Source organism: Streptomyces sp. NPDC001902 (genome assembly GCF_042891295.1).
GTDB lineage: Bacteria > Actinomycetota > Actinomycetes > Streptomycetales > Streptomycetaceae > Actinacidiphila.
This window is the reverse complement of sequence record NZ_JBIATA010000021.1, coordinates 160,598-168,156: the sequence shown is the minus strand read 5'-3', so window position 1 is coordinate 168,156 and position 7,559 is coordinate 160,598. Positions and strand designations below refer to the sequence as shown.

Annotated in this window: 6 protein-coding genes and 1 rRNA gene; 2 read left to right on the top strand and 5 right to left on the bottom strand. The window is 71.6% G+C overall.

Going from position 1 to position 7,559, the window contains the following annotated elements; genetic code table 11:
- A 5S ribosomal RNA gene (gene rrf / locus ACFYYN_RS29850) occupies positions 1-93 on the top strand; the annotation flags it as partial.
- 67 nt (positions 94-160) lie between these two features.
- Entirely contained in the window at positions 161-670 is a 510-nt protein-coding gene (locus ACFYYN_RS29845) for a GNAT family N-acetyltransferase (protein WP_500330695.1), read from the top strand.
- An 8-nt stretch (positions 671-678) separates the two neighbouring features.
- On the opposite strand, the gene ACFYYN_RS29840 is transcribed toward ACFYYN_RS29845, so the two are convergent.
- From ACFYYN_RS29840 to ACFYYN_RS29820, 5 genes are all read right to left on the bottom strand, one after another.
- Positions 679-2,247 carry a type IV secretory system conjugative DNA transfer family protein gene (locus ACFYYN_RS29840; RefSeq protein ID WP_500548204.1) on the bottom strand — a complete coding sequence of 523 codons (1,569 nt, stop codon included), beginning with the start codon at positions 2,245-2,247 and terminating at the stop codon, positions 679-681.
- Positions 2,248-2,261: 14 nt separating this feature from the next.
- Positions 2,262-3,647, bottom strand: coding sequence for an ATP-binding protein (locus tag ACFYYN_RS29835; protein ID WP_500330819.1), 1,386 nt, complete (start codon positions 3,645-3,647; stop codon positions 2,262-2,264).
- 157 nt (positions 3,648-3,804) lie between these two features.
- The gene (locus tag ACFYYN_RS29830; protein WP_500548203.1) at positions 3,805-5,355 is read right to left on the bottom strand and encodes an SCO6880 family protein; all 1,551 of its coding nucleotides are present in this window, start codon (positions 5,353-5,355) and stop codon (positions 3,805-3,807) included.
- Complete coding sequence (locus ACFYYN_RS29825; protein ID WP_500548202.1) at positions 5,352-6,635, bottom strand: hypothetical protein; 1,284 nt, start codon at positions 6,633-6,635, stop codon at positions 5,352-5,354. The genes ACFYYN_RS29830 and ACFYYN_RS29825 overlap by 4 nt, the downstream gene beginning before the upstream one ends.
- Complete coding sequence (locus tag ACFYYN_RS29820; RefSeq protein WP_500548201.1) at positions 6,625-7,446, bottom strand: DUF8175 domain-containg protein; 822 nt, start codon at positions 7,444-7,446, stop codon at positions 6,625-6,627. The genes ACFYYN_RS29825 and ACFYYN_RS29820 overlap by 11 nt, the downstream gene beginning before the upstream one ends.
- Between the last annotated feature and the right edge of the window lie 113 nt (positions 7,447-7,559).

The following is a 7,559-nucleotide window of genomic DNA, read 5'->3' as shown; positions in this document are numbered from 1 at the left end:
ACGCCCGGTTACATTCCGAACCCGGAAGCTAAGCCTTTCAGCGCCGATGGTACTGCAGGGGGGACCCTGTGGGAGAGTAGGACGCCGCCGAACAAATTTTGAGCCCCGGCTCCCGAGTTAATCATTCGGGAGCCGGGGCTTTTTTGCGTACGATCGCGGTATGACGAGCTACACGATACGTGCATCCCGGCCCGACGAGTGGCGTGCCCAGCGGGCCCTGCGGCTGGAGGCGCTCAAGGACCCCGCCAGCAGCGTGGCCTTCGTCAACACGCACGACACCGAGGCCGCGTTCACCGACGAGGTGTGGCAGCAGCGGGGACGGACGCAGGCGTTCATCGCGGAGGACGAGGCCGGCGAACGCGTCGCGAACGTGGCCGTACTCGTGGAGACGGGCGAGGAGTTCGCCGTGCCCCAGACGCATCTGGTCGGCGTCTACGTACGGCCGGAGTTCCGGGGCGGGGCGTTGGCCGCGGAATTGCTGGGTGCGGCGATCGAGTGGTCGTGGCAGCTGCCGGAGCAGGTGAGGCGCGTGCGGCTGTGGGTGCACGAGGACAACCACCGGGCGCAGGCCTTCTACAAGCGGCTCGGCTTCGTCAGGACGGGGAGGACGATGGCGTTCCCGCTGGACGAGTCGCAGACCGAGTACGAGATGGAGCTGGAGCGCCCGTAGGGAGCGCGCTAGGGCAACCGCACCGCGTCCGGGACCTCTTCGAGGAGCGCGGGGGGCTGGGTGCCGAGGACGAGGCGGGTGTCGGCGCGCTGCCACAACGGCCCTCGCCAGTGGTCGCGGGCCTGTTCGGGGGAGCGGAGCACGGCCAGGGTGGGCAGTCCCGCCGAGGTGCCGGTGGCCAGGAGGTCGGGGAGCTCCGGGATCGGCGCGAGGGCGGCGATGTCGTCCAGCACGAGGGTCATTGGTGGGTCGAGCCGACCGGAGGATGACCCTGCGGCCATGCGCCGGCCGTGCTCGACCACGCTGGAGACGAGTGCGGTGAGCAACGGCATCGCACCCGGGTGGGTTCGCGGATCCTCGTTGGGTTCGCCCACCACATAGAGCGTGCCCAGATCCTTGAGGAATGACTCCAGCTCGAGGCCGTCGGCGCGTCCCGGATTGCAGGCGTCCCGGATGTGGACGGAGTTGAGGGACTCCAGGGCGCGGTGGACGAGGGCCTGGGCGGCGTCGCGGCGGTGGGTGTGGGCGTGGAGGACGGACTCGAGCTCCCCGCTCCAGCCGGAGGCGGCCTTGGAGTGCGTGCGCAGGATGCGGACGGCGTCCTGGCCGGAGGTGCCGCCCGCCCAGCGGTGCACCTGGCGGAAGGGCTGGCCGTCGACGGCGGCGGCGTGCAGCCAGCAGCGCAGGAGGGTCTCGGCGGCGTCGAACATCGCGGCGTCCACCGCGGCGCGCGGCCGTACCGGGAAGAGCAGGGCACGGGCGCGGGTGACGGCCGTGGGGACGTCCTCGCAGCCCGAGTGCGGGGCCCAGCGGAGCCGGGCCGGGGTGTCCACCAGGTGGGCCGGGTCGTAGACGTGGACCGGGCCGAGCTTGGCGCGGTTGCCGACGGTCTGGTGGAAGGTGTCCGGGTCGGCGGTGGTGACGAGGACCGGGCCCGCCGCGTTGAGGACGGACGGCTGGACGAGGCGCTTGCCCTTGTCGCTGCGGAGGGCGGCGAAGGCGGCGTAGGTGCGGGTGAGTTCGCGGTCGGTGGTCACCGACGGAGCCGCGGGGCCGGCGGCGGGGACGCCGGTGGCAGGCCCCACCGGTACGGGTTCAGGCTCGGGGGCGGCCGGCTCAGGGGCCTCCACGGGCCGCTGCGCGGCCTGGCGGGTCCGGATGGGGGTCCCCGGCTCCACGGCAGCCTCCGCGGCCTTCTGGACGGCCGTACGGCGTGCCGCGCGGCGCAGCCGGGTGCGGGCGACGACGCCCATCACGAAGACCGTGAGGACGAAGAGCACCATCAACTGCCCGATGAACACGCCCCAGAACAGCCCGGAGCCGGGCAGCCCCGCCTTCGGGGCGGGCCGCCAGGCCCCTGCGATGTCGTGGGGGTCGGCGATGAGGTGGCGCATGGCCACGGGCGTGCGCGTGAAGTGGACCTCGGCCGGCCACGCCCCGTGGGAGACGAGGCCGGCTATCCCCGTGCCCGTCCACACCAGGACGGTCATGCCGAGCAGGAAGCCCATGACACCGAGGATCAGCCCGTCCGGGATGCCGCCCTCGCGCTCCTGTCCGTGGTGCTGCGCTCTCGCCATGGTCAGGTCCCCGTTCAGGCCACCGCGTCGTCGGCCAGCTGCTTGTCGAGGGAGACCCGGGGCTCGTCGATCCCGTCCGCCCGGTCGTCCTCGTCGGCCGAGGCCTCGGTCATGGCGCGGTCGGTGTAGACCAGCGGGCGTTCGGTCTCCGTGATGAGGTGCTTGACGACCTGCACGTTGCCGTTGACGTCCCAGACGGCGATGCCGGGGGTGAGGGTAGGGATGATCTCCACCGCCCACCGGGGCAGGCCCAGCACCCGGCCGGTCGCGCGCGCCTCGTCGGCCTTCTGGGCGTAGATGGTGCGCGTGGAGGCCATCTTGAGGATCGCCGCGGCCTCCTTGGCGGCGGCGCCGTCCACCACGTCGGACAGGTGGTGGACGACGGCGACGAAGGACAGGCCGAGACGGCGGCCGAACTTCAGCAGTCGCTGGAAGAGCTGCGCGACGAACGGGCTGTTGATGATGTGCCAGGCCTCCTCGACCAGGAAGATGCGTTTCTTCCGGTCGGGGCGGATCCAGGTGTGCTCCAGCCAGACGCCGACGATCGCCATGAGGATAGGCATGGCGATGGAGTTGCGGTCGATGTGGGACAGGTCGAAGACGATGAGCGGGGCGTCGAGGTCGATGCCGGCGGTCGTCGGGCCGTCGAACATGCCCCGCAGGTCGCCGTCGACGAGCCGGTCCAGGACGAGGGCCACGTCCAGGCCCCAGGCGCGGACGTCCTCCAGGTCGACGTTCATCGACTCGGCCGAGTCGGCCATGGGGTGCCGCAGCCGGTCCACGATGTCGGTGAGGATCGGCTGGCGGTCGGTGACCGTGTCGTGGACGTACGCGTGGGCGACCTTCAGCGCGAAGCCGGAACGCTCGTCCAGGCCGCGGCCCATCGCGACCTCGATGATCGTGCGGAGCAGGGCGAGCTGGCCCGTGGTGGTGATCGCCGGGTCGAGCGGGTTGAGCTTGATGCCCCCGTCGAGGGCCGCCATCGGGTCGAGGCGGATGGGCGTTATTCCGAGGGCCTTGGCGATGAGGTTCCACTCGCCGACGCCGTCCTCGCCCTGTGCGTCCAGGACGACGACCTGGCGGTCGCGGAAGCGCAGCTGACGCAGGACGTACGTCTTCTCCAGGGCGGACTTTCCGTTGCCGGACTCGCCGAGGACCAGCCAGTGGGGGGCGGGGAGTTGCTGCCCGTACAGCTGGAACGGGTCGTAGATGTAGCCCTTGCCGGAGTAGACCTCGCGGCCGATGATCACGCCGGAGTCGCCGAGGCCGGGTGCGGCGGTCGGCATGTAGACGGCCTGGGCCTGGCCCGTGGAGGTGCGGACGGGGAGTCGGGTGGACTCCACCTTGCCGAAGAGGAAGCTGGTGAAGGCGTCGGTGATCGCTGCGAGGGGGTCCAGCATGGCCATGGGTGGAGAGCCTCCTCGGCGTCAGCGGTCGTCGCGCCTGGGGCGCAGGCTCCGGCGTGGCATCGTTGTCCCTGTCGTCCTTCCCATTAGCGCCGTCCCTGGAGACGGAGCGTCAAGTGCGCACAGGCGCATGGTGCTACCTCCCGGCCCCTCAGCGGCGGATGCCGGTCGCGAACGGAAGCGTGTTGACGAACGCCCGGTGGTGTTCGCGGTCGCACCACTCCAGCTTGAGGTACGACTTGCCCGCGGAGGCGCGGATCGTGCGCTTGTCGCGCGCCAGGGCCTCCGGGGAGCGGGAGGAGACCGTGATGTACCCGACCAGGTTGACGCCCGCGGCTCCGGAGGCGAGGTCCTCGCCGCGCTGGTCGATGCGGGTGTGGTGGGCGAGGTCGCGGGGGTCGACGACGCGGTTCATCTTGGCGGCGCGGCTGGCCTCGGCGTCGTCGTTGGTCTTCTCGGTGAGCATGCGCTCGATGGCGACGTCGGTCGGTTCGAGGTCCATGCAGACGGCGACGGTACGGATCACGTCCGGGGTGTGGACCAGCAGCGGGGCGAGGAAGTTGACGCCGACGGGGGTCAGCGGCCACTCCTTGACCCAGGCCGTGGAGTGGCACCAGGGGGCGCGGGTGGCCGACTCGCGGGTCTTGGCCTGGAGGAAGGTCGGCTCGGTGGCGTCCAGTTCCGCGGGCCAGGCGTTGCGCCGGGTCATCGCCTGGATGTGGTCGATCGGGTGGTCCGGGTCGTACATGGAGTGGATGAGCGACGCCAGCCGCGCCTGGCCGAGCGGTTGCCGGACCCGGATGTCGGCTTCGGCGAGGCGGGCGCAGATGTCGGTGAGCTCGCGGGCCATGACGGCGGCGATGCCGGCGTCCTTGTCGAGGGACTTGCGGGCGCCGCCCGCGGCGCGGGCGATGGCGTTGCCCTCGGCGGCGAGCTCGCGGCTGTAGTGCATGCACGCGACGAGGTAGGCGCGGTGCTGCTCGGACGAGGTCGACACCATCGACTGCAGTTGGTCGTAGGAGTCCTTGAGCCACTGCTCGGCCCGGTCGTCGCCGCGCTGGGCGACGTCCTTCGCGTGGGCGTCGGGGTCGGCGGGGAGGGTGCGGGCGAGCATCTGCAGCCGGGTGACGAACCCGTCGCCGTTGGCCACGTGCTTCAGCAGGGTGCCGAAGCGTTCGACCAGGGCCTCCTGGTCCTCGCTGTCGCGCAGGCCGACGCCGGGGCCCTCGATCTCGATGGCGGCGGTCACGGTGCGCCGGTCGACGTGCAGCAGCACGGCGATCTCGTCCGGGCCGAAGGGTGCCGACAGCCAGGTGATGCGGCCGATGCCGGGGGGCGGCCCGATCTCCACCTCGCGGCCGTCGAGCCGGGTGCCGGACTCGGCGGCGGTGGAGCGGTACGTGGCGGCCGACCGCAGCGTGCGGCGGTAGCTGCGGTTGATCTCGAACCAGCGGTAGAAGGTGCGGCGCCGGTAGGGCATGTAGACGGCGGCGAAGGTGAGCAGCGGCCAGCCCGTCAGGCCGAGGATGCGCAGCGGCAGCACGGGGATCAGCAGGCCGCTCATCATGCCGAGGAACGCGCCGACGATGATCAGGGCGATCTCACCGGTCTCGCGGTTCTTGCCGACGATGGCGTTGGGACGTGCCTTGCCGATCAGGTACGTCCGGCGCTGCTGCGGTGCGGCGTAGGGCTGGGACGTCACCGGCTTTCGCCTCCTGCTGTCTTGCTGGTGGTTCCGCCGCCGTTGCCGCGGTCAGGGTTCGTGCGCGGCGCGGGGGCCGGTGCCGGCGCGGTGCCGTTGCGGCTGCTGTGCGCGGCGATGCCGCTGGGCACGGCGTTCGTGGGCTGTGCGCCGCCGCCCGAGGCCTGCTCCTGGGGGCCGCCGCGGGTGCTGTGCGTCTTGATGCCCTGCTTCACCAGCGCGGCCGGGGAGGAGATGACGGCGGCGGCCTGGGACTCGGTGCTCGCCTTGCGGTTGCTGCGGAGGCTGGCCACGTCGTCGCCGAAGCCGGGGACGAAGCGGTAGATCATCGCGCTGGCGAAGATGGCCAGCAGGATGATGGCCAGACCCGACACGACGGCGCCGAACGCGGTGGGCCCGTCGGAGCCGCTGAGCGCGCCCGCGAGGCCCAGCACGACCACGATCACCGGTTTGACGAGGATCACCGCGATCATGATCCCGGCCCAACGGCGCACGTGGTGCCACATGTTCTTGTCGACCAGGCCCGAGTACACGGCGGTGCCGAGCAGCGCGCCGACGTATAGCAGGGCGGCACGGATGACGAGTTCGAGCCACAGGACGCCGGCGGCGAGCACGGACACCAGGGAGACCACGATCAGCATGATCGGGCCGCCGCCGATGTCGGAGTCCTTGGTCAACGCGTCCTGGAACGAGCCGAAGAACGTGTCGGTGCCGGCGGAGGTGCCCGAGGCGATGACCTCCGTGATGCCGTCGGTCGCCGACACGACGGTGTAGAGGATCAGCGGCGTGAAGGCGGAGGCGATCACGGTGAGCCAGAGGAAGCCGACCGCCTCGGTCAGCGCCTCGGTGAGGGGCACCCCGCGCACGGCGCGCTTGGCGACGGCCAGCAGCCACAGGAGGAGCGTGAGGAAGGTGGAGGCGGCGAAGACGACGGCGTACTGGGTGAGGAACGCCTTGTTGGTGAAGTCCACGGCCGCGGTCCTGTTGACGGCCTTGGAGAGGCCGTCGATGACCCAGGCGGCGGCGTCGGCGCAGCCGCGCGCGAGCGAGTCCAGGGGGTCGAGGGGGTCCGCCACGGAGGGGGTGTGGCCGGAGCCGTTGCCGCTCTCGCAGTAGTCGCGGGCGGGGCCGACGATGAGTTCGCACTCGTCCCTGCCGCCCGATGGGGAGGGGGTCGGGGACGGTGCCGCGAAGGCCCGCGCCGAGAGGAGCACCCCCGCCGTCTGCAGGGTGACCAGGGCGGCGCCGATCGTGGTGGCACGGCGCTGGCTACCGGGCATAGGTGAAACCCCCGTACTGCTTCACGGCGTTGGCGATCTCGTCGGCGGTCGATGCGGTTCGGTCGCTGTTGACCGGCGCGGGGCCGTCCTTCTGCGAGAAGCTCTCGACCTTCCAGTCATTGTCCGCCCAGCGCAGCTTGAGCGTCATCGTGAACCAGTCGTTGACGACCGGGTTCGTGGAACCCTCACCCGCGGTCCCGAACACCCCGGTGCACCAGACCTCCACCGTCGCGGCGTCGCTGCGGAAATCGGTGGTCGTGGTGCCCACGGGGACGGTCCGCGAGACGTAGGTCATGCCCTCCGGAGCGTTGCCGTCCTCGTCGAGGCCGAGCTTGGCGAGGAAGTCCGTCGAGTACGCGTTGTCGAGCTTGGCCTGCAGCTCGTCCACGGTGCCGTTGGTGAAGAGCCGCTGCACGATCTGGTGCCGCCGGTCCGGATTGAGGATGTCGGCGGACACCAGGGCCACCGCGTAGTTGGCCCCCGCGGATTCCGCGCCCTGGTCGGTGCGGGCGTAACCCGTGGGGATCCCCGCGTCCTTGCCGTTGACCGGCTTCGTGCCGGTGGGGGATGTGGGCTGGGAACGGGCGCCGTTGGAAGATCCGCCGCTCTGGCTGCCGCCGCCGGGGGAGTCGGAGGGGGAGCCGCCGCCGCGGTTGGCGAAGGCGATGGCGGCGATGAGGAGCACGACGACGCCGACGACCGTGACGAGGCTGCGGCTGGAGCGCTGCGGGCGGCGGGAGGGGCCGCCGGTGCCGGGCGGGGGCTCGGGGAGACGGGTACGGGTCGGGGGGCCGTCCTGGCCGAGGCTCATCGGGGGCTCGCCCCCTCGGGGGTCATCGGGTGAGTGGGCATCAGCAGACAGCCTCGGGTGGGGTGCGGGGCCGGGACGGGCCCCTCGGGGACAGTGCGCAGGGGATGGGGCGG

Excerpts from the sequence above, each read along its gene's own strand:
- ACFYYN_RS29845 (WP_500330695.1), top strand. The coding sequence starts at position 161 with ATGACGAGCTACACGATACGTGCATCCCGGCCCGACGAGTGGCGTGCC.
- ACFYYN_RS29840 (WP_500548204.1), bottom strand. The coding sequence starts at position 2,247 with ATGGCGAGAGCGCAGCACCACGGACAGGAGCGCGAGGGCGGCATCCCG.
- ACFYYN_RS29835 (WP_500330819.1), bottom strand. The coding sequence starts at position 3,647 with ATGCTGGACCCCCTCGCAGCGATCACCGACGCCTTCACCAGCTTCCTC.
- ACFYYN_RS29825 (WP_500548202.1), bottom strand. The coding sequence starts at position 6,635 with ATGCCCGGTAGCCAGCGCCGTGCCACCACGATCGGCGCCGCCCTGGTC.
- ACFYYN_RS29820 (WP_500548201.1), bottom strand. The coding sequence starts at position 7,446 with ATGAGCCTCGGCCAGGACGGCCCCCCGACCCGTACCCGTCTCCCCGAG.